20 protein-coding genes are annotated in these 19,894 nt (G+C 66.4%); 9 read left to right on the forward strand and 11 right to left on the reverse strand.

The window, feature by feature from the left end; translation table 11 throughout:
• Positions 1 to 429: 429 nt before the first annotated feature.
• Both AAFP35_RS21180 and AAFP35_RS21185 read right to left on the reverse strand, forming a co-directional pair.
• Positions 430 to 1,098: a hypothetical protein gene (locus AAFP35_RS21180; protein ID WP_419223627.1), complete on the reverse strand. Its 669-nt coding sequence runs from the start codon at positions 1,096 to 1,098 to the stop codon at positions 430 to 432.
• Positions 1,095 to 1,997: a hypothetical protein gene (locus AAFP35_RS21185; RefSeq protein WP_419223628.1), complete on the reverse strand. Its 903-nt coding sequence runs from the start codon at positions 1,995 to 1,997 to the stop codon at positions 1,095 to 1,097. The genes AAFP35_RS21180 and AAFP35_RS21185 overlap by 4 nt, the downstream gene beginning before the upstream one ends.
• Before the next feature lie 260 nt (positions 1,998 to 2,257).
• On the opposite strand from AAFP35_RS21185, the gene AAFP35_RS21190 reads away from it, so the two are divergent.
• Entirely contained in the window at positions 2,258 to 3,715 is a 1,458-nt protein-coding gene (locus AAFP35_RS21190; RefSeq protein ID WP_419223629.1) for an aldehyde dehydrogenase family protein, read from the forward strand.
• Between the two features lie 70 nt (positions 3,716 to 3,785).
• Here the strand turns inward: AAFP35_RS21190 and AAFP35_RS21195 are convergent, their stop codons facing one another.
• From AAFP35_RS21195 to AAFP35_RS21205, 3 genes are all read right to left on the reverse strand, one after another.
• Positions 3,786 to 5,420: a 4Fe-4S binding protein gene (locus AAFP35_RS21195; protein WP_419223630.1), complete on the reverse strand. Its 1,635-nt coding sequence runs from the start codon at positions 5,418 to 5,420 to the stop codon at positions 3,786 to 3,788.
• A 260-nt stretch (positions 5,421 to 5,680) separates the two neighbouring features.
• Entirely contained in the window at positions 5,681 to 6,481 is an 801-nt protein-coding gene (locus AAFP35_RS21200; RefSeq protein WP_419223631.1) for a VOC family protein, read from the reverse strand.
• 11 nt (positions 6,482 to 6,492) lie between these two features.
• Entirely contained in the window at positions 6,493 to 6,624 is a 132-nt protein-coding gene (locus AAFP35_RS21205; RefSeq protein ID WP_419223632.1) for a hypothetical protein, read from the reverse strand.
• 20 nt (positions 6,625 to 6,644) lie between these two features.
• On the opposite strand from AAFP35_RS21205, the gene AAFP35_RS21210 reads away from it, so the two are divergent.
• Positions 6,645 to 7,256 (forward strand): TIGR03086 family metal-binding protein, encoded by a 612-nt coding sequence (locus AAFP35_RS21210; RefSeq protein WP_419223633.1) that lies wholly within the window; start codon positions 6,645 to 6,647, stop codon positions 7,254 to 7,256.
• Complete coding sequence (locus tag AAFP35_RS21215) at positions 7,253 to 7,834, forward strand: hypothetical protein (RefSeq protein WP_419223634.1); 582 nt, start codon at positions 7,253 to 7,255, stop codon at positions 7,832 to 7,834. Before AAFP35_RS21210 ends, AAFP35_RS21215 begins: the two co-directional genes overlap by 4 nt.
• Here AAFP35_RS21215 and AAFP35_RS21220 read toward each other — a convergent pair.
• The 3 genes from AAFP35_RS21220 to AAFP35_RS21230 all read right to left on the reverse strand — a co-directional run bounded on the left by AAFP35_RS21220 (position 7,809) and on the right by AAFP35_RS21230 (position 10,131).
• Entirely contained in the window at positions 7,809 to 8,318 is a 510-nt protein-coding gene (locus tag AAFP35_RS21220; protein WP_419223635.1) for a C40 family peptidase, read from the reverse strand. The genes AAFP35_RS21215 and AAFP35_RS21220 overlap by 26 nt on opposite strands.
• Before the next feature lie 155 nt (positions 8,319 to 8,473).
• Positions 8,474 to 8,875, reverse strand: coding sequence for a hypothetical protein (locus AAFP35_RS21225; protein WP_419223636.1), 402 nt, complete (start codon positions 8,873 to 8,875; stop codon positions 8,474 to 8,476).
• A gap of 2 nt (positions 8,876 to 8,877) precedes the next feature.
• Positions 8,878 to 10,131 (reverse strand): Rieske 2Fe-2S domain-containing protein, encoded by a 1,254-nt coding sequence (locus tag AAFP35_RS21230; protein WP_419223637.1) that lies wholly within the window; start codon positions 10,129 to 10,131, stop codon positions 8,878 to 8,880.
• A gap of 238 nt (positions 10,132 to 10,369) precedes the next feature.
• Here AAFP35_RS21230 and hsaA point away from each other — a divergent pair, with 238 nt between their 5' ends.
• The 6 genes from hsaA to AAFP35_RS21260 all read left to right on the forward strand — a co-directional run bounded on the left by hsaA (position 10,370) and on the right by AAFP35_RS21260 (position 16,345).
• Positions 10,370 to 11,557: a 3-hydroxy-9,10-secoandrosta-1,3,5(10)-triene-9,17-dione monooxygenase oxygenase subunit gene (gene hsaA, locus AAFP35_RS21235; RefSeq protein ID WP_419223638.1), complete on the forward strand. Its 1,188-nt coding sequence runs from the start codon at positions 10,370 to 10,372 to the stop codon at positions 11,555 to 11,557.
• 153 nt (positions 11,558 to 11,710) lie between these two features.
• Positions 11,711 to 12,625 (forward strand): iron-dependent extradiol dioxygenase HsaC, encoded by a 915-nt coding sequence (hsaC, locus tag AAFP35_RS21240; RefSeq protein ID WP_419223639.1) that lies wholly within the window; start codon positions 11,711 to 11,713, stop codon positions 12,623 to 12,625.
• A 16-nt stretch (positions 12,626 to 12,641) separates the two neighbouring features.
• A complete protein-coding gene (hsaB, locus tag AAFP35_RS21245; protein WP_419223640.1) occupies positions 12,642 to 13,214 on the forward strand; it encodes a 3-hydroxy-9,10-secoandrosta-1,3,5(10)-triene-9,17-dione monooxygenase reductase subunit in 573 nt (190 codons plus the stop codon).
• Positions 13,211 to 14,419 (forward strand): hypothetical protein, encoded by a 1,209-nt coding sequence (locus AAFP35_RS21250; protein WP_419223641.1) that lies wholly within the window; start codon positions 13,211 to 13,213, stop codon positions 14,417 to 14,419. The genes hsaB and AAFP35_RS21250 overlap by 4 nt, the downstream gene beginning before the upstream one ends.
• Positions 14,416 to 15,207: an SDR family oxidoreductase gene (locus AAFP35_RS21255; protein WP_419223642.1), complete on the forward strand. Its 792-nt coding sequence runs from the start codon at positions 14,416 to 14,418 to the stop codon at positions 15,205 to 15,207. The genes AAFP35_RS21250 and AAFP35_RS21255 overlap by 4 nt, the downstream gene beginning before the upstream one ends.
• The gene (locus tag AAFP35_RS21260; protein WP_419223643.1) at positions 15,200 to 16,345 is read left to right on the forward strand and encodes a sulfotransferase family protein; all 1,146 of its coding nucleotides are present in this window, start codon (positions 15,200 to 15,202) and stop codon (positions 16,343 to 16,345) included. Before AAFP35_RS21255 ends, AAFP35_RS21260 begins: the two co-directional genes overlap by 8 nt.
• A 70-nt stretch (positions 16,346 to 16,415) precedes the next feature.
• On the opposite strand, the gene AAFP35_RS21265 is transcribed toward AAFP35_RS21260, so the two are convergent.
• From AAFP35_RS21265 to AAFP35_RS21275, 3 genes are read right to left on the reverse strand one after another with little or no spacing between them, the layout of a single operon-like run.
• Positions 16,416 to 17,516, reverse strand: a complete 1,101-nt coding sequence (locus tag AAFP35_RS21265; RefSeq protein WP_419223644.1) for an acyl-CoA dehydrogenase family protein — start codon at positions 17,514 to 17,516, stop codon at positions 16,416 to 16,418.
• Positions 17,513 to 18,478, reverse strand: a complete 966-nt coding sequence (locus AAFP35_RS21270; protein ID WP_419223645.1) for an acyl-CoA dehydrogenase family protein — start codon at positions 18,476 to 18,478, stop codon at positions 17,513 to 17,515. Before AAFP35_RS21270 ends, AAFP35_RS21265 begins: the two co-directional genes overlap by 4 nt.
• Positions 18,479 to 18,482: 4 nt before the next feature.
• Positions 18,483 to 19,649 (reverse strand): acyl-CoA dehydrogenase family protein, encoded by a 1,167-nt coding sequence (locus AAFP35_RS21275; protein WP_419223646.1) that lies wholly within the window; start codon positions 19,647 to 19,649, stop codon positions 18,483 to 18,485.
• Between the last annotated feature and the right edge of the window lie 245 nt (positions 19,650 to 19,894).

A 19,894-nucleotide genomic window follows, 5' to 3' on the forward strand; every position in this document is an offset into this window, starting at 1 on the left:
GGTGTGCGGAGGGTCTCGATACGCCTCGGGCTCACTGCGTTCGCGCGTGGCTACTCGACCGGCGGTAGTGGGCGGTCGGGTTGCCACGCGCGGTGGGATCGGTTATGGGACTGGCGGTAGTGGGCGGTCGAGTGGCCACGCGCGGTGGGATCGGTTATGGGACTGGCGGTAGTGGGCGGTCGGGTTGCTGCGCGTGGTGGGATCGGTTATGGGACTGGCGGTAGTGGGTGGTCGAGTGGCCACGCGTGGTGGGATCGGCCGTGGGACCGGCGGTAGTGGGTGGTCGAGTTGGCACGCGTGGTGGGATCGGCCGCGGGACCGGCGGTAGTGGGCGGTCGAGTAGCTACGCATGGTGGGACGGCCGCGGGACCGGCGGTGGCGGGTGGTCGGGTTGCGACGCGTCGTGGACGGCCGTGCGACCGGCGGGCCTCACACCGGATCGAACGAGGAGATCAGCCACTTCCCGTCGACCTTCTGCAAGGAGATCCGTACGCTGCTCGACGTCAGTTCGGGTTCCGGCTTGGTCTTGCTTCTGGTCGTCTGGTTGACGAACGCCAAGACCTGGGCGTTGTCGGGGGACAGGTCCGATACCGCCGAACGCACGACCTGCGCCTTGGTGTCGACGCCGTTCTCGGTGGCCGCGGGTTTGACCACCTTGGCGGTGAATTCCTTGTAGTACGTCAGGAATTGGCCGGTGAGGTGGGTCTTGGCCTCGGTGAAGTCGGCGTCGAGGGATTTCGGCGAGTAAGAGAGGATCGCAACGGTTCCGTCGTTGGCCGCACCCACGACGTCTCGGGCGGCCCCGTCGCGGGTCGCGTTGTCGCCGCGATACATCGTGAGGTAGGCGGTGGCCGCTGCGATGAGTGCGGCGATCATCAGGATGCCGACCGCGACGGGCACGAAACGGCCACGCAGACGATGGCGAACACTTCTCGCAAGTCGGCGCCACAGCGGCGGGCGCGTACCCTCACCGTCCGCGGTCTCCGGTGCGGCGATGGGGATGTCTGTCGTGGCGGTGTCCTCGGTCGCGACGGTGTCGTCGACGGTGGACGAGTCGTCGCCTGCGATGTCGGAGTGGTCTGCTCGGGTCGTGGTCATGGTACGAAATCCACCTTCGAGATCTTCATCGTTCCGTCGGCATCTGTCACGGTGACCCGGAGTCGCCAGGTTCGTGGTTCCTGTTGGGCTCCTGCCGCATTGGTGACATCGGAGCTGGCCGACACCAGAACGACGGCCTGATCGTCGACGACGGATTCGACCGCCGACGCGGTGACCTTGCCCTTCGTGGTGACCTTGGACTGCTCGATCACCGAGGCGAAATCATCGGCGCGGCCTTTGAAGTCGTTGTAGAAGGCACCCGTGGACTGGTCGAGTACGCGCTGCACGTCACGTTTGGCGTTCCGGTAGTCGAGGGAGGTGATGGTGGTGACCCCTCGATCCGCCGCCGCCGAGAAGGCCTCCGCCCGTGCGCTCTCCGCGCCGGCCTGCCGATGGTTCCAGCCGATGTAGCCGGTCGCCGCGAGAGCTGCGATGGCGACCAGTGACATGACGGCCACGAGGAGGCCACGTTTGCCCGGTCGCGCGATCCGGACCGACCGACGCACCGCGGCGGTCATGCGACGGATGCGGCCGGTGCGGTTGGCGGAGTCCGTTGTGCGCGAGGCCTGTGGAGCCGTCGACGATTTCGCATCATTCGACTCGACGGACCCGTCGGTTTCGGCATCGTCGACGCGGACGGCCGAATCCTGTTCTTCTCCCGTATCGTTCGGCGGGTCCTTCTCGACGGGCGCGAGCTCCTCGACGGGCGTGGACTCGGAGTCCGTCTCGACCGAGCCGGTCGCGTCCGGCGTCGTCGAATCCCGGCGGAGGCGTTCGAGATTCGCGCGTGCCCGGGCGGCGTCAGCATGTGCGCGGGCGGCAGCCGCCTCGGCGTCGGCGGCATCGGCTTCCGCCTCGGCCAACGCGATGTCGGTCAGCGGCGGCGCTTGCAGATTCACAGAAACCTCCTGGCCCTTCAGCGACGGTCGAGCAGGTCGCACAGGCGTCTGGGACCCGTGCCGTGGCGACGTTAGTGTGCCGGGTACCCCGGTCGAAGGACTGTCCCGCGCAGTGGGATCCCGGCCGTCAGAGCTGGTGACAAGTGCGCTCCCGACCACCGAGACGCCTGCTGGACAGGCCATGAGGTGTGCACGACGCTCGCCGGAGCGGCCCGAGGAATCGGGCGATGCGAACACCACGACGAATGAAGGGATTAACCATGACGGTGCAGTCCGTGCTGGACGAGATCCGGGGCATACCGGGAACGGGCGACGTGATTCCCATCGTCGACCCGGTCACCGAGGAGCCGATCACCGAGTTCACCGACGCCGGGCCGGATGCCATCAACGCCGCGGTCGCGCGTGCCAAGGAGACGGCCGACGCCAAGGTCTGGTCGGGCATGGCCGACTACGAGCGGGCAAAGGTGCTGTGGAAGGTCGCGGACCTGATCGACGAGAACGCCGAACTGCTCGCGGATCTGGAGTCCCTGAACACCGGGATACCGCCGATCCAGGCGCAGACCATCACCAAGGTCGGCTCGGAGTGGTTCCGCTATTACGCGGGGTGGTGCACCAAGATCGACGGCATCGCCCGGGACGTGAACACCGGTGGGCTGACCGGCGTGGAATCGCACATGCACGCCTACACGTTGCGCGAACCGTACGGTGTGGTCGGGCTGATCTTCCCGTGGAACGGGCCGGTGTTCAACTTCTGCGCCAAGCTCGCTCCCGCTCTCGCGGCGGGATCGAGCACGGTGGTGAAACCCGCTGAGGAAACACCACTCTCGGCGCTCGTCCTCACCAGGATCCTCTCCGAGGCCGGTGTCCCGGACGGTGTGGTGAACCTGGTGAACGGATACGGGCACACCGCAGGCGCGCAGATCACGGCGCACCCCGATGTCGAGAAGGTGGCGTTCACCGGCTCGACGGAGGTGGGCAGGGAGATCGTGCAGGCCTCCGCGGTGAGCAATCTGAACAAGGTGACCCTGGAACTGGGTGGCAAATCCCCGGTACTCATCTTCGACGACGCCGACCTGGACACGGCGATCGCCATGGCGGGGTTCGGGTGCTTCCTGCATTCCGGCCAGGTGTGCATGTTGGGATCGCGGATCTTCGCGCAGCGCAGCGTCTACGAGCGCGTCGTGGAGGGAATCTCGGTGGTCGCCAACAACCTCCTTCTCGGCGGTCCGCAGGACGAGGGCGCGATGATCGGTCCGCTGATCAGCGAGAAGCAGCTGAAGCGGGTCATGGGCTATCTCGAGCAGGGACGCTCCGAAGGCGTGGACCTGGTCACCGGCGGCCACCGTCTCGACCGTAAGGGCTATTTCGTCCACCCGACGGTGGCGACCAACGTGAACCCCTCCACGAGCCGACTGTTCCAGGAGGAGATCTTCGGTCCGATCGTCACGGTGTTGCCGTTCGACACCGAGGAGGAGGCCATCGCACTGGCCAACGACACCGCGTACGGCCTGGCCGGCACCGTCTGGACGTCGAATCTCGCTCGCGCACATCGGCTGGCCAAGGAGATCAAGGCCGGCACCATCGGGCTGAACTGCCAATTGCAGTTCGACCACTCGATGCCGTTCGGTGGATACAAGCAGTCCGGTTGGGGATACGAGGCCGGGAAGGCCGGTATCGAGACCTACCTGCAGTCCAAGACCGTCTGGGCGCAGATGTAGCCGGGAGATGCAGATCGGGGCGCCACCACCGCGATGCGGAGGTGGCGCCCCGTCTGCATGGCCTGCCCGATCAGCCGGCCGCTGCGCTCAGCATGTCCTCGATGGTCACGAATTTGATCCGTGGCCTACCTGTTTCGGCGCCGCGTGCCCGCTCGGCGGCATCGATGGCCCGCCATCCGGGCCAGTCGATCGGGTCGGCGCCGCGCTCGGCCATGGTGGCCGTCAGCGCATCGTGATCGCCGACGTCACGTCCGAGAACTCCGGCGTCGTGATCGGCGAGGAGTCCGGCGACAGTCTCCTCGGCGCATGCTCGATTGGTGCCGATGACCCCACGGGGACCACGCTTGGCCCAGCCGGTGACGTAGAGACCGGGAATGGGCGCACCGGTGTCGTCGGTGACTCGTCCGCCCTCGTTCGGTATCACGCCACGGGACTCGTCGAAGGGCAGTGCATCGACGGGTCGACCGTGGTAGCCGATGGAGCGCAAGACGAGACGGGTGTCGAGCTGCTCGTGATCGGTGTCGTCCGCGACGATGGCGCCGCTCTCGTCGAATACGTTGGGGGACAGGAGTATCGACTCGACGTGATCGCCGCCCCGAAGGGCGGTCGGCGATGTCCGGAAACGGAAGACGATGCGTTTGTGGCCGGCCACCGTCGGTCGGGCGGCGTAGTCGCGCGCGGCAGCGAGCTTTGCCGCGGTCTCCACGTCGTCGTCGGGACGGTCCTCGAGTTCGTCACTGTCGATGACGACGTCGACACCGTCGAGATGCCCGAGTGCCAGGAACTCGCCGACCGAGAATGCCGCGTCGCGCGGCCCACGACGTCCGACGAGGACGACCTCTTCGACGGCACTGTCGGCGAGTGCGTCGACTGCATGCTGGGCGATGTCGGTGCGTTCGAGGGCATCCCGGTCCATCAGGAGAACACGCGCGATGTCGATGGCGACGTTGCCGTTGCCGATGACCACCGCCCGGTTGCCGCTCAGATCGAAAGTGGTCTCCGCGTGGTCAGGGTGCCCGTTGTACCAGCCGACGAAATCCCCTGCGGCGTGGTGACCGTCGAGTCCGCTGCCGTCGATGTCGAGGTCCTTGGCGCCCGGGGTGCCGACGGCATAGATGACCGCGTGATGGTGGGCGAGCAGATCGTCGTGATCGATCTTGTCCCCGATGGACACGTTGAGATGACACGAGAAGCGGTTGTTGGTGAATGCGCGGTCGAAGATCTGCACCACGGACTTGGTCTTCTGATGGTCCGGGGCGACGCCGAAGCGGACGAGACCGAAAGGGGTCGGGAGGCGTTCGAACATCTCCACCTCGACCCCTCCGACCGTGAGCAGTTCGGTCGCGGCGTAACAGGCCGCCGGCCCGGCGCCGACGATCGCCACCCGCAGGCTGCCCCCGGGCACCGCCGGGTGCTGTGAGATCGGGTGAAACGCAGTGGGTTCCAGTGGGTGTCGGCGAAAGTACTCGGCGTTGAGTGAACCGAACGGTTCGAGTTCGGGCGGCAGGTCGGTGTCGGCGTAGATGGCGTCCACCGGGCACTCGTCGTAGCAGGCGCCGCAGTCGATGCAGGTGTCCGGATCGATGAAGAGCATCTGTGGTCCGTCGCCGGATGCCGCCGATTCCGACGGGCGGATGCAGTCCACCGGGCAGACAGCCACACAGCCCGCATCCTTGCAGCAATTCTGGGTGATCACGTACGCCATCAGGGCGCCTGCACCGTCGATCGGGACACGGGTTCCGGTGCGATGGTCCTGCGGCCGTGGCGGGTGTCGGTCATGTTCTACTCCCGTGAGGTGAGACGTCCGCCGTGCCGCGGGTCGACGACTCGCGGCACGGCGGACTCAGATGTGTTCAGGGCACATCCGATCACCGTGTCGGTGAGGAGTTCCACCAGCCTTTCGCTGAGTGGGACCGGCGGACCACGTCGGTCGGGCGGTCGGATCGGCCGTCGCCGATCGGTGGTCTACATCCCGGCCGGCGGATGTCCGAGACAGAAGATGGCCCCGAGCGGATCGGTGATCACCGCGAGCGTGCCGTACGGGGTCACCTCGCCGGGCATGAGGATCTTGGAGCCCAACGACTCTGCCTGCTTCACCGTTGCCGCGACATCGTCGACCGTGATGTAGACCTGCCAGAACGACGGCACCTCGGGCGGGTGGATCTTGGCGGCATCCATGATGCCCGAGTACGAGTTGTCGCCGATGAAGACCTGACCGTAGGCGTCCGGTCCGACGGCATCGGGATCGCCGCCGGTGCCCACCGGCTCGATCCGCGCACCGATGACAGACGTGTAGAACTCCAGTGACTTCTCGTAGTCTTTGCTCTGGGACTCGAACCAATACGGCGTGCCGTGCTCGCCCCATTCGCTGAATCCCTTGTGCTGATTGGGCTTCCAGAATCCGATCACCGCGCCGGCGGTGTCGACGGCAACCATCATGGTGCCCTCGTCGCCGACGTCCATCGGCGGCACCATGATGCTGCCGCCCGCCTTCTCGACCGCGGACACGGTGCCTGCCGGGTCGTCGGTGTGCAGGTAGACCGACCACACGTTGGGCGGTCCGCCGGCCTCGGCCATGTACGGGCTCAACCCGGCGACGCGCTTACCGTTCTTGACGAAATTCTGATAGCCGCCGAACTCCTCGCGGGGTGGTCCCTCGACCTCCCAGCCGAAGATCGCCTGATAGAAGTCCGCGGCCTTCGCGGGGTCACTACTCATCAGGTCGAACCAGATCGGGGCGCCCACCGGCGCCGCATAGTCGCTCATCGTCAGTCCTCTCACCAGATGTTCACGACGTACATCTCTGCTGACCACCAGCGTCGCGCAAAATCATCGCCGACATGCCGGGATTCCCGGGACACCGATGAATTCTCGGTGACGGCGCGGTCCATCTCGACAGAGGACGTCATCGACACCCAGAGGAGCCCCCATGCCATCCACAGACGTCACCCACGCGGCCGAGCTCGCCACGGCGGCCGACGCGATGATCGGTCTCGCCGCGAAGATCACCGACGACCAACTCGACCGGCCGACGCCGTGCGACGACATCGACCTGGGACAGTTACTCGCTCACGTCGTCGGCCTCAGCGTCGCGTTCGCCGCCGCCGCCCGAAAAGATCTGGGGCCCAACACGTCAACCGCTCCCGACCTGTCCGCGATGGTGTTGCCGCCCAACTGGCGGGCCGAGCTGCGCCGGACCCTGGGAGACCTCGTCGTCGCTTGGCAGGACCCCGAGGCATGGCGCGGCATGACCCGGGCGGGTGGGGTGGATGCACCCGCGGAGCTCTTGGGGACCGTCGCGGTGTCGGAGGTCGTGTTGCACGGCTGGGATGTGGCCCGGTCGATCGGCGTGGAGCCCGATCTTCCCGACGACGTGTTGCAGACCGTCTTCGATTTCCACCATCCGGCGCGCCCGCAGAGTGAGCGTGAGGGCATGTTCGGACCGGTGGTCGAGGTTCCCGACGACGCGCCGCTCGCCGAGCGTCTGGCGGGGCTGACGGGCCGCGATCCGTTCTGGCCACATGGCAGTCTGGAGGAATGACCACAGCCCGGGGTGCATTCGAAGTCCTGCGACGATTCACGTGGCCGTTCGCGCTTGTCGGAGGGTTGCTCGTGGTCGCGTTCAGTCTTGTGCCCTGGGGCCGCTCCGATGAGGGCGTGCGCCCGTCGGTCAGCGGACTCGGCCGTGTGTCGGTGCCCGGCGCCCAACCCGAGGATGTGGCATTCCTGGAAGAACACACCCTGCGTCCCGGGCTGATCACGGTGGTCCTCGGCGCGGTGATCGTGCTGTTCGCGGCCATCGGTTGGTGGCAGCCACGCGTGCGCTGGGTGACACTCGCAGCGATCGCGATCGCGTGTGCCGTCAGCTTCGGCACGGCGGTCGTCGTTCTCGCCGATCCGGCCGGTCACCTGTTCGATGCCCGGGTCAACGAGGCGCTGGATTCGTCGACCCCGCTGCTCTCGCCGGCCTACGGTCCCATCGGTGTGTTGGTGGTGAGCGTGGTGGTGGCCGCGGTGATGATCGTCGAGGCCGTTGACCGGCGTGGCAGACCACAACGCCGGCCGGTCGTCGCCGATGCGCCCACCGAAGAGGTCACCCCAGGCGGCGGATCGTCTTGATCGACGGCATCTGCGACAGGGCGTTGAAGCCGATCGGGACACCGTTCGGTCCGTAGGCGTTCAACACCTGCCCGAAGCCGGCGTAGATGCCGACATGACTCGCGTCGCGCCAGAAGATGATGATGTCGCCGGGGGCGAGGGCCCAACTCGGGATGGCGTGGCCGACGTGCGCCTGTTGCTGACTCGTGCGGGGTAGGCGGATCCCCGCGGTCGCGAAGGCCCACTGGACGAGCCCGGAGCAGTCCCACGAGTTCGGGCCGGTCCCACCCCACTTGTAGGGCTTGCCGAGTTGGGTGGACGCGGCCGAGAGTGCCTGCACCCCGGCGGGGGTGGAGACGGGCAGATAGATGTCGGCCGAACCGGACCCGGAACCCGAGGAGGAACCGGTGTCGGCGACGGCGGGAGCCTGCGATGCGAACGACAGACCGATCATCACACTTGCGGCGAGTATCAGGCCCACCACACGATCTCGAAGAATCTGCATGTCACCACAGTGACCGACGATGTGCGTGTTGTCTCAGGGTTTGGATGTCGAGCGGTGTCCCCTGGGGCAGAAGTTGTCACTGTGACGAATTGTAACCGACCACACCCCGGTGACCGGGAATTCGGTGAACGGGGATGCGGTGAACGGGGGTCGGCTCACCAATAGCCGTCGGGGTCCTCGTCCGGGGACTCCCGGGGGATGATGCCCTCGGCCACGCCGTGGTCGATGCTCGCCGAGAGCCGGGGGCAGGTCGGCATCATCGCGCCGGGCAGCAGCGGATTGCCGCTGGACTGGTCGCGTTCGAGCTCGTTGCAGCGGGCCCGCGCCGCAGCGTTCCATTGCACGCTGGTGTGGAAGGCACTGGTCTTCTTGACCATCACGCACGCATGGCAGCTGCGGCATTCGATCTCGCGCATGCCGCCGCGCAGATAGTGGTCGCGATCGCGTCGGGTGGCCGCCCGGACGGCGGCCGAGCGCTCGGGATCATCGTGCACGTCGGGTGCCTTCGCCCAGCCCCGTGCACCGGTGGTCTCGTCACGCTCGACCGCGCGGGTCATCGTCAGACCTCGGCCTTCTGCGCGGTGTCGCTCTCGGAGGCCGCCTTGCGTGCCTCGTCGCGCTTCTGGCGCTCGAGATTCTCCTGGATCTCCACGCCCCAGCTCTCCAGGGCCTTGGCGGTGTCGATCTCGTACTCGAACCGCTGCGTCATCTCGTCGCTGACGTCGTCGCGGTCCACGTAGAACTGCTCGTACCAGCGACGCAGCTGGTACACCGGCCCGTCTTCTTCGACCAGCAGCGGATTGTCGATGCGGGTCTTGTTCTTCCAGATCTCGACGTCCTGGAGGAAGCCGACCTCGACGCCCGAGGAGATCTTCTGGGCCATCTTGGCGGCCTGCTCGCTGGTGAGTCCGTCGGGCACCTTGGCCATGACGCCGTACATCAGTACGAACGAGTTCTCGTCGATCGGGTAGTGGCAGTTGGTCAGGATGGTCTCGACCGCGTAGCCGCCGTAGTACTGCACCATCGGGTTGAGCATGTAGGAAGGGCCGTAGTAGGCGGCGATCGACTCGAGGCGGCTGTCGCCGTAGTTGGTGCCGAGCGTGACATCCGGGCGGCCGTGCGAGTTCATGTACTGCGCCGCGACCTCGCCCTCGAAGACGTTCTTGAAGTAGTCGGGCAGTGCGAAATGCACGTAGTAGAAGTGCGCCATGTCGACCACGTTGTCGATGATCTCGCGGCAGTTGGAGCCCTCGATGACGATGCGGTTCCAGGTCCACGCGGTCCACTCGTCGGAGCCGAACTCGCCGAGTTCCGGGATGATGCACTCGTCGGGCGGGGGGTTGCCCTCGGGATCGTTGTAGACGAACACCTGACCGTTGCGGATCATGGCGGGCCATGCGCGGGTCTTGGCCAACTTCGGATTCCGCTTGGCGTACGGCACGCCTGCGCACCGACCGTTGCCCTTCCACAGCCAACCGTGGAAGGGGCATGCCACGTTGTCGCCCTTGACGCTGCCCTGCGACAGGTCGCCGCCCATGTGGCGGCAATAGGCGTCGAGGATGTTGATCTTGACGTTCCCGCTCACGTTCGGGCCGCTCGCCTCGCTGTCGGCCTCACTGGCCCAGACCACGAGTTTGGTGCCGAAGACCTGTACCGAGTGGGGTTTGCCGTCGGCAAACTCGTCCACCAACCCCAGGCAGTGCCAACCGCGTGCAAACCGGGTGGGAGGTGCTCCGGTGTCGATCTCGCGCACGTCCACGTCGTCGCCGGACGGCGTCGGGCTGCCGTTCATCGTCTCGGGTGTCACTGACATCCGTCACTCCTGTCATCTGGCGCGTGACTCGCTCGTTCGATGCGAATCGCCTCACTCGCAATACTAGAACATGTTACAAAAATGCGGAGACGATCGGCACCGGCGTGGGAGATCGGGCCAGGAAATGGGCACAAAGGCCCAGTGCTCGACATAAATGAGAACGTGTTCTAATCTCAAGATCGAACAAGAACCAGGGGCGACCACCGTGGTCGTCGAGCAACGATGAGGAGCGGGCGAGATGCCAGCTAATGAACGGAGCGAAGCGGCCGAAGAGGTCCTGGAGAAGATCAGTGCACTGCTGCCGGAGATCGAGCAGCGTGCACAGCAGACCGAGGATCTTCGCCGCATCCCGGAAGAGACGGTGTCGAGTCTGGAGGGTGCCGGTTTCTTCAGGCTGCTCCAGCCGGAGCAGTGGGGTGGCTATCAGGTCGATCCGGTGACCTTCTACGAGGCCGTCCGCCGGCTTGCCACCGCGTGTGGGTCGACCGGTTGGGTCGGCGGCATCATCGGCGTCCACAACTGGCACCTCGCGCTCTTCGAGCAGCAGGCGCAGGAGGATGTCTGGGGCAAGGACCCGTCGGTTCGGATCTCCTCGTCGTATGCGCCGATGGGCATGGGTGAGGTCGTCGACGGTGGCTACAAGGTCAACGGCAACTGGGCCTTCTCGTCCGGCTGTGAGATCGCCGACTGGGTGTTCGTCGGTGGTCCGGTGATGAAGCGCGGAAAGCCGGTGGACTTCGTCAGCTACCTGATCCCGCGCGAGGACTACACCATCAAGGATGTGTGGCATGTGGTGGGCCTCAAGGGAACCGGCTCCAACACCATCCAGGTGAAGGACGTGTTCGTCCCGCAGCATCGTGTCCTGAGCATGCGGACCATGGCCGAGTACCGCAGCCCGGGACTCGAGCGCAACACGGCTCCGGTCTACAAGATGCCGTGGGGGACCATCCATCCGAGCACGATCTCGGCGCCGATCGTCGGCATGGCCTACGGTGCGTACCACGCGCACGTCGAGCACCAGGGCAAGCGCGTCCGTGCCGCCTACGCCGGCGAGAAGTCCAAGGACGATCCGTTCGCCAAGGTCCGGATCGCCGGTGCGGCAAGCGACATCGACGCCGCGTGGCGTCAGCTGTCGGGCAACCTGCAGGCCGAGTACGACCTGATCCTCGCCGGTGAGGAGATCCCGATGGAGTTGCGGCTGGCGGCTCGTCGCGATCAGGTGCGTGCCACCGCACGGTCCATCAGCGCGATCGACACGCTGTTCGAGAACTCGGGTGGCGGTGCCCTCAACGTGGATTCGCCGATCCAGCGCTTCTGGCGCGATGCGCACGGCGGACGGGTCCACGCGGCCAACGATCCCGAGCGTGCCTACGTCGCATTCGGCAACGGCGAGTTCGGTATTCCGATCGGCGACAGCATGGTGTGATGACCCGATGATCTCCGCGGAGCGTGCCGCACGGACGAATCCACGACGATTCGCCTGCGGCGCGCTCCGTGGAGTCGGGTCCGCTGCGGAGCGGCAATTGGTTCCGGCAGGCGAGAGTCCCGTCCGGTACACGAAGACTTGAGGAGACATGAGATGAGCGAGCGCGACTGTCCGATCCGCTCACTGGGGTACATGCGGATCGAGGCCACCGACGTCGATGCCTGGCGTGAGTACGGCCTGAAGGTGCTCGGCATGGTCGAGGGCAAGGGGCTCACCGAAGGTGCGCTGTACCTTCGCATGGACGACTTCCCGGCCCGCCTGGTCATCGTGCCCGGCGCCCACGACCGCCTGTCGTCGTCGGGCTGGGAATGCGCGAACGCCGAAGCCCTGCAAGAGGTTCGTGACCGTCTGTCGAACGCCGGAGTGATCTTCCGGGAGGGCAAGGACGAGGAACTCGCCGACCGCAACGTCGTCGAGATGATCGTCTTCGACGACCCCGCGGGTAACACCCTGGAGGTATTCCACGGTGTGGCGCTGCAGCATCGGCGCGTGGTCAGTCCGTACGGCCATCGCTTCGTCACCGAGGAGCAGGGACTCGGGCACGTCGTGCTGACCTGCGAGGACGACAAGGCCGCCCTGGAGTTCTACCGGGATGTGCTGGGCTTCAAGCTCCGAGACTCGATGCGTCTGCCTCCGCAGGCCGTCGGCCGTGAGGAAGGTGAAGAGTCACCGTGGCTGCGCTTCCTCGGCTGCAATCCGCGCCATCACTCGCTGGCCTTCCTGCCGATCCCCAACAGCACCGGGATCGTGCACCTGATGCTCGAGGTCGAGAACTCCGACGATGTCGGGCTTTGTCTCGACCGGGCTCTGCGTAAGAAGGTCAAGATGTCGGCGACGCTCGGCCGGCACGTCAACGACCTGATGCTCTCCTTCTACATGAAGACCCCGGGCGGCTTCGACGTCGAATTCGGTTGCGAGGGCAGAACCGTCGACGACGGCAAGTGGGTCGCGCGGGAGAGTACCGCGGTGAGCCTGTGGGGTCACGACTTCACCGTCGGGTTCAGCTGAGATGACCGGGACACCGATGGCTCACACACCGTACGGTTCCGCCGACTTCGACTCTCGGCAGTTCCGCACTGCCATGGGACAGTTCTGCACGGGCGTCACCGTCATCACGACACTCGACGCCGAAGGCGGTCCGGTCGGCTTCGCGTGCCAGTCCTTCGTCGCCCTGTCCCTGGACCCGCCGCTCGTACTGTTCTGCCCGATGAAGACGTCGCGGAGCTGGAAGGTCATCGAGGAGACCGGCACGTTCTGCGTCAACGTCCTGTCCAACCGGCAGCAGGATGTGAGTGCCGCTTTCGGCGCACCCGGTGACGACAAGTTCCGCACCATCACCTGGGATCCCTCGCCCGGTGGACTGCCGGTCATCCGGCACGGACTGACCTGGGCGGAGTGCGATGTCGAGCAGGTCACCGACGGCGGTGACCATCATGTGGTGATCGGTCGCGTGAAGACACTCGGAGATGTACTGCAGGACAAGCCGTTGCTCTTCTACCGGGGTGGCTACCTGTCCACCGAGCACCCGCGCGTGACACCCGCGCAAGCCGAGCTGGAGAACTTTCTCACCTGGACCGGAGGCGATACCTGGCTATGAGCGAATCTGCGACTGATGGGGGAGTGCAGCGTCCGGTGGATGTGACGCGTCCTCTGACCGATGCGATAGCCGAGGCCGAAGAACTCATCGCGTCAGCCGGATTCGTGGAATCCGAGCAGGACCTCGCCGAAGGATACGACTACCTGGCAGGCAGTATCGCGGCGATCGTGCAGTTGGTGCGTTCCCGGCAGAAGAGCCACCCCAACTTCATCACCTCGACGGGGCCGTCGACGAAGATGGGGCTCGACAACCCGGACACGCTCTACTACCACGCCGACGTGGAGCCCGACGGCACCTACATCGTGCGTGGACATCGGGGTAGCACAGTCGATCTGAGCCTTCAGGTGATCAAGGGCGACTACACGCCCGACGACGTGCCCGGCGGTGACGACGCCTTCGACGACCGGAGGATTCCGATCGACGAGAACGGCGACTTCACCATCACGTTCGGTCCGCCGATCGAGGGCAGACGAGACGACTACTTCGTCCTCGCCGACGGTGCGTCGACCCTCGCGGTACGCGAGGTGTACGGAGACTGGACCCAGCGCAAGGGCACTCTGTCGATCGAACGGGTCGACACCGTCGGTACCGCGCCGGAGGAACCCGATCTCGCCCGGGTGACGCGACGGTACGCGACCGCGGCCAAGATGCTCACCTCTCGCATCAACACCTGGTTCAATTTCCCCAAGTGGTTCTATCTCGACGAACCGGTCAACACCTTCACCGCGCCACGGCTGACTCCCGGCGGCCTCGCGACGCAGTACTCGTCGGTGGGACACTATCGGCTCGCCGACAACGAGGCGATGGTCATCACGGTGCCGAAATCGGATGCGCCGTACCAGGGCTTCCAGCTGGGCAGCATGTGGTACATCTCGCTCGACTACGTCAACCACCAGACAAGTCTCAATTCCGCTCAGGCGCAGGTCGATCCGGACGGGATGATCCGGCTCGTGGTGTCCCGTCGTGACCCGGGTGTGGCGAACTGGATCGAGACCACCGGCCGCGTCACCGGGATCATGCAGTTCCGCTGGCAGCGCGTCGACCACCCGATTGCGGCCGACGGCGGGCCGTCGGCACAGGTTGTCGACATCGACGACGTGGCACAGCACCTGCCCTACCATGCGCACAACACGATCGATGCGGCCGGATGGGCCGACCGGATTGCGGCGCGGCAGCGTGCCTTTGCCGAAAGGATGCTGGGATGAGCGTGACGAGCGGGTTGTTGGCCGACAAGGTGGTCGTGGTCTCCGGGGTGGGGCCGGGACTGGGCCGATCACTCTGCCTGCGGGCCGGCGCGGCGGGAGCCAAGGTGGTGCTCGCCGCCAGGACGGAGTCGAGGCTCAAAGAAATCGCGGACGAGGTCGCGGCCGCCGGTGGGAGCACACTGGTGGTGCCGACCGACATCAGCGACGATGACGCCGTCGCAGCGCTGGTGGAGACCACGGTCTCGGAGTTCGGTCGCGCCGACGTGCTGGTCAACAACGCCTTCGCGTTGCCGTCGATGAAGCCCTTGGCGCGCACGGATTTCGACCAGATCACCTCGAGCCTGGAGCTCACCGTCCTCGGCGCCCTGCGCGTGATCAAGGCGTTCACCGACTCGCTGGCGGAGTCCAAGGGCGCCATCGTCAACATCAACTCGATGGTGATCCGGCATTCCGAGCCGCGCTACGGCAGCTACAAGCTTGCCAAGTCGGCGTTGCTGGCGATGTCGCAGACATTGGCTACGGAACTGGGCGACAAAGGCATTCGCATCAACACCGTCGCGCCGGGCTATATCTGGGACGACCAGCTGAAGTGGTACTTCGGCGAGGTGGCCAAGAAATACGGCATCACACCCGAGCAGGTGTATGAGCAGACCGCGAGCCGTTCGGATCTGAAGCGATTGCCCGAACCCGACGAGATCGCCGACGCCGCAGTGTTCTTGGCCTCGCCGATGGCCGCGGCCATCACCGGGCACACCCTCGATGTGAACTGCGGTGAATACCATGACTAGTCAGGCAGCTCGGGTCGACGTCGGTACTGTCGACGATCTGCACGAGTCCGCCACCCGGGCAACAGGGCTCGACGATTTCGGCGACCAGGATTACCTGGAGGCATTGCAGGTCCTTCTCGATTCCTACGCGCAGGATGCAGGTCTGACCGAACTGGGCAGCAAGATGTTCCGGTTCTTCCTCAAGGGCGCGTTGATCGCACGGCTTCTCTCCGAGGCGTCGTGGAAGTCCAATCCCGGTTACGCCGACGTCCCGATCACCCGACCGGTCTTCGTCACCGGGCTGCCGCGCACCGGCACCACCGCGCTGCACCGGCTGTTGTCGGCGGATCCCGCGCATCAAGGGCTCGAGATGTGGCTGGCGGACTTCCCGCAGCCGCGCCCGCCGCGCGACACCTGGGCGTCCAACCCCGTCTACCAGCAGATCAACGCCGGTCTCGAGCTGCATCACGTCGACAATCCCGAGTTCATGGGCCTGCACTACCTCGAGGCCGGCGAGGTCGAGGAATGCTGGCAGCTGTTGCGGCAGAACGTGATGTCGATCTCGTACGAGTCCCTCGCATACCTGCCGACCTACTCGAGGTGGCTGGCCGAGCAGGACTGGACGCCCGCATACGCCCGCCACCGCCGCAATCTCCAGATGATCGGTCTCAACGACCCGGAGAAGCGTTGGGTCCTGAAGAACCCGAGTCACATGTTCGCGCTCGACGCGCTGATGGCTGCCTATCCGGACGCGTTGGTGATCCAGACGCATAGGCCGCCGGAGACGATCATCGCGTCGATGTGCAGTCTGGCCGAACACGCAACCCCCGGCTGGTCCACGACTTTCGTCGGCGACAAGATCGGCGAGGCGCAGCTGGAACTGTGGTCGCGCGGCCTGCGAGAGTTCGAAACCGCCCGTGGGCGTTACGATCCCGCACAGTTCTTGGACATCGACTTCTCCGACCTGCGCAACGATCCGTTCGGCACCGTCGAGCGCGTGTACGCGGCCCTCGGTACCGAAGTCTCGGAGCAGGCACGTGCCGCCATGGTCGCGCTCGATGCCGAGAGTGCTTCGGGTGACCGCAAACCCCAGCACCGGTACGCCCTGGCCGACTACGGCCTCACCGAATCGGCGGTGGCGGAGGCGTTCGCACGCTGAGTGCGGCGTCGCAGCCTCACGCACGACCGGGGCGCGCCTGGTGTGTGCGCCCCGGTCGTGCGTGAACCCCTCAGGCGAGCAGTCGACCGCTGAGTTCGGCAATCACCTCGTGCGGCTGTCCGAACAACTGTGCGCTGCCGTGCGCCCGTTTGAAGTACAGGCCGATGTCGTGCTCGGCGGTGATGCCGATCCCGCCGTGCAACTGGATGCCCTCGCCGGTCACCGTCGTGAACGCCTCGGAACAGTAGACATGTGCCGCGGCCGCCAGATCGGTGGCGTCGTCATCGCCGGTGGCGATTGCGACCGCGGCGGCGCGGGCGACCGAACGGGCCGTCTCGACGAGCGTGTACATGTCGGCCATCCGGTGTTTGAGCGCCTGGAATGACCCGATGATGCGGCCGAATTGCTTGCGCGACTTGGTGTAGTCGACGGTGAGATCCAAGGCCGCCGCGGCCCCGCCGACCTGTTCGGCCGCCAACAGGGCCCAGGCGTGGGTGCGCAGCCGGTCCACGAGGTCGGGTCCCGACGGGATCGAGGTGGACGGGGTCTCGTCGAAGGTGATCCGGGCCAGCGGTCGGCTCGGATCGACGACAGGTAGAGGCGTGACGGTGATGCCGTCGGCATCGGCGTCGACCGCGTGCAGCGTGATGCCTGCGGTGGTGTTCCCGGCCAGGACCAGCAGGAGATCGGCGGACTCGCCGTCGAGCACGTACTCGGCGGTCCCGCTGAGCAATCCGGCATCAGCACTGACGCCGGGACGGTCCCATCCGGTCTGGCCTGCCCAGCAGACCGTGGCGATACGCGCGCCTGCAGCGATGTCCGGGAGCAGCGCCTGATTCGTCTCGGCGTCGTCGGCGATCAGCAGGGCGGCGGTCGCCAGCGCGCCGGCGTAGACGGGAACCGGTGTCAGCGCGCGGCCGAGTTCTTCGAGGACGGCGGCGGTCTCGGCGAAGGTGGCCCCCGCGCCACCCCACTTCTCGGGGATCGGCAGTGCGGCAACACCGATCTCGCCGCACAGCGTCTCCCACAAAGCGCGGTCGACACGTGGTGTCCGGCTCATCGCCGAACGTGCGGCGGCGGAGTCCGCGCGTCGGCTGACGAGATCACGAATGGCCTCGGCGAGCGCGTCGCGTTCCTCTGCGGGAACGGGTGCGGTATCGGTGAGCGTCACAGTGACTCCAGCACTCGACGGCGCAGGGCCGCCGGGGTACCCCACGCCGTCAGCAACGCGCGGGTCTTGGTCAGGTACAGCGACAGATCGTGTTCGGAGGTGTAGCCGATGGCCCCGAGGACCTGCAGGGCTCGTCGGGACGCGAGGTGCGCGGCATCGCCTGCGGCGACCTTGGCCGCTGCGACGTCGCGGCCGACATCGGTGCCCTCGGGCATCAGTCCGTCGACGCCCAGCGCGGCGGCGTGTACCAGCGGCCGGGCCATCTCGACGGCGATCGCGACGTCGGCGAGATGGTGCTTGACCGCCTGGAAAGATCCGATCGGTCGTCCGAACTGCTTGCGGGCCTGGGCATAATCCGATGCCAGCGCCAGCATCGCCTTCGCCATGCCCAGCAGTTCGGCGGCGGTGGCCAGCGTGCCGATGTCGACGGCGTCTTCGACATCGACTCCGTCGGCGAGAACGTCGCCGGGGACGAGTTCGGCCAGGGTACGCGTCGGGTCGACCGTGGCGCGGGTCTCGCCGGCCGTCGCGGTGCTCAGTACGCCGTCGCGGACGAGGTAGGCCACCTCGGCGGTCGGTGCGAGCGGAGCCGTCGGGGGGATCGCCACGGTGGCGAACCGTCCTTCGGCGAGTGCACTGACCTGTTCGCCGGTCACGTCGGCGGTGTGGAACAGCACCGGGAGCACCGCGATGCTCTCGACCACGGGGCCGGGCAACGCATGGCGCCCGATCTGTTCCATCGCGACCACCATCTCCACCGCTCCGGCCGAGGCGCCACCGGCGGATTCGTCGATGAGCAGTCCGTTGATCCCGGTGTCGGCGAGGGCGCCGAACACCTCGGTGATCGGTCCGCGGTCCCCGTCGATCCACGCCCGCGTGCGCGAGGGCACGTCGGCCTTGGTCAACAGCGCATCGACGGTGGACGCGAGGTCGTCGTGAACATCAGAGAGTAGGAATTCCATGTCGTCACCTGTCTCCACGCGGCAGACCGAGAAGCCTCTCCGCGATCACGTTGCGCTGGATCTCGTTGGTACCGGCGTAGATCGGGCCCGACAGCGAGAACAGGTACCCGTCCATCCAGCTGTCGTCGAACTCGGCGTCGAGGCCTTGCAGATCCAGTGCGGTCTCATGTGCGGCGATGTCCCACTGCGACCAGAAGACCTTGTTGATCGAGGACTCCATACCGAGTTGTCCACCTGCCGCGAGACGGCTGACCGTCTGATACGTCGACAATTCGTATGCGCGTGCGCCGATCCACGCGTCCGCAACCCGCGCGTCGATGTTGGCCGTCGACAATGCGTTGTCGCGGTTGTTCTTCCACAGGTCGACGAGCCGGTCGGTGGTGGCCAGGAAGCGGCCGGGAGCACGCAGCGACAGACCCCGCTCGTTGGCGGCGGTGCTCATCGCGACCCGCCAGCCGTTGTCCACCTGGCCGATCACCCCGGAATCGCCGGGACGATCCGGATCGTCGGGAACGAACACATCTTCGAGGAACAACTCGGCGAAGCCGGGCTCGCCGTCGAGTTGCGCGATCGGGCGGACGGTGACGCCGGGGCTGCGCAGATCGAACATGAAGTATGTGAGGCCCTTGTGGCGCTGGGCCTCCTTGTCGGTGCGGAACAGCCCGAACGCCCAGTCGGCGAAGCTCGATCGCGAACTCCAGGTCTTCTGGCCGTTGAGCAGCCACCCGCCCTCGGTACGGGTGGCGGTAGAACGCAACGAGGCCAGGTCGCTACCGGCCTCGGGTTCGCTCCAGGCCTGTCCCCAGATGTCGTCGGCGCGTGCCATTCGAGGCATGATGCGGGCGAGCTGCTCGGGATTGGCGTGTTCGAAAAGCGTTGGGGCGAGCAAGAAGATGCCGTTCTGGCTGACACGGCCCGGAGCGCCGGACCGGTAGTACTCCTCCTCGAAGATCACCCAGTGCAACAACGGGGCGTCGCGCCCGCCGAATTCCTCCGGCCAGCTGACGACCGACATGCGGTCGGCGGCCATGGTGCGTTCCCATTCGCGGTGTGCCTCGAAGCCCTCGGCGGTGTCCATCGAGGGGAGAGGCTGTGCCGGAACGTGATCGGCGAGCCAGGTGCGGATGTCGGACCGGAAACTCTCGGCCGCGTCGTCGAACAACAGATCCATCTCAGCTCCCCGATCCGGACGTGCCACCGCCGGCTGGATTCGGCTCGCTCGCTGCGCTCCCGGCGCCGTGTTGATTTGGCCCGCTCGCTTCGCTCCCGGCGCCGGCTACATTCGGCCCGCTCGCTTCGCTCCCGGCGCCGGCTACATTTGGCCCGCTCGCTTCGCTCCCGGCGCCGGCTACATTTGGCCCGCTCGCTTCGCTCCCGGCGCCGGCTACATTTGGCCCGCTCGCTTCGCTCCCGGCG

It is taken from the genome of Gordonia sp. CPCC 206044, from assembly GCF_048537895.1.
GTDB lineage: Bacteria > Actinomycetota > Actinomycetes > Mycobacteriales > Mycobacteriaceae > Gordonia.